The sequence below is a fragment of the Corynebacterium sp. MSK047 genome (assembly GCF_030232285.1).
Taxonomy (GTDB): Bacteria; Actinomycetota; Actinomycetes; order Mycobacteriales; family Mycobacteriaceae; genus Corynebacterium; species Corynebacterium jeikeium_D.
Map to the genome: position 1 here is coordinate 4,097 of NZ_JASPJI010000042.1, position 1,352 is coordinate 5,448.

Below are 1,352 nucleotides of genomic sequence, written 5' to 3' on the forward strand. Positions count from 1 at the left end.
GGGGAAGTTGGTGATCCTATGCTGCCGAGAAAAGCCTCTAGCGATGTGGATATACGGCCCGTACCCGAAACCGACACAGGTAGTCAGGTAGAGAATACTAAGGCGATCGGGAGAACTGTGGTTAAGGAACTCGGCAAAATGCCCCCGTAACTTCGGGAGAAGGGGGGCCATGACTGGTGACCGACGTGGTTGAGCTGGTTGTGGCCGCAGAGAATAGAGGGAAGCGACTGTTTACTAAAAACACAGGTCCGTGCGAAGACGGGTAAGTCGATGTATACGGACTGACGCCTGCCCGGTGCTGGAAGGTTAAGAGGACCTGTTAGACCCCTTTTGGGGTCGAAGCGGAGAATTTAAGCCCCAGTAAACGGCGGTGGTAACTATAACCATCCTAAGGTAGCGAAATTCCTTGTCGGGTAAGTTCCGACCTGCACGAATGGCGTAACGACTTCCCTGCTGTCTCAACCACAGACCCGGCGAAATTGCAGTACGAGTAAAGATGCTCGTTACGCGCGGCAGGACGAAAAGACCCCGGGACCTTCACTATAGCTTGGTATTGGTGTTCGGTTCGGTTTGTGTAGGATAGGTGGGAGACTGTGATGCCTCAACGCCAGTTGGGGTGGAGTCGTTGTTGAAATACCACTCTGATCGTATTGGACATCTCAACCTCGGCCCGTGATCCGGGTTAGGGACAGTGCCTGGTGGGTAGTTTAACTGGGGCGGTTGCCTCCCAAAGAGTAACGGAGGCGCCCAAAGGTTCCCTCAGCCTGGTTGGCAATCAGGTGTTGAGTGTAAGTGCACAAGGGAGCTTGACTGTGAGACTGACAGGTCGAGCAGGTAGGAAACTAGGGACTAGTGATCCGGCACCGGCTTGTGGAAGCGGTGTCGCTCAACGGATAAAAGGTACCCCGGGGATAACAGGCTGATCTTCCCCAAGAGTCCATATCGACGGGATGGTTTGGCACCTCGATGTCGGCTCGTCGCATCCTGGGGCTGGAGTAGGTCCCAAGGGTTGGGCTGTTCGCCCATTAAAGCGGCACGCGAGCTGGGTTTAGAACGTCGTGAGACAGTTCGGTCTCTATCCGCCGCGCGCGTAGAAACTTGAGGAAGGCTGTCCCTAGTACGAGAGGACCGGGATGGACGTACCTCTGGTGTGCCAGTTGTCCCGCCTGGGGCATGGCTGGTTGGCTACGTACGGAAGGGATAACCGCTGAAAGCATCTAAGCGGGAAGCCTGTTCCAAGATTAGGTTTCTTTTGAGGTCCCCTATAGATGATGGGGTTGATAGGCCGGATCTGGAAGCATCGTAAGGTGTGGAGGTGACCGGTACTAATAGACCAAACATTCAACACACAA

The 1,352-nt window shown here is 54.7% G+C and carries 1 rRNA gene (cut by a window edge); it reads left to right on the forward strand.

The features are described from left to right. Nucleotides 1–1,350, forward strand: a 23S ribosomal RNA gene (locus QP981_RS11040) (it extends 1,813 nt beyond the left edge of the window). Nucleotides 1,351–1,352: the final 2 nt, after the last annotated feature.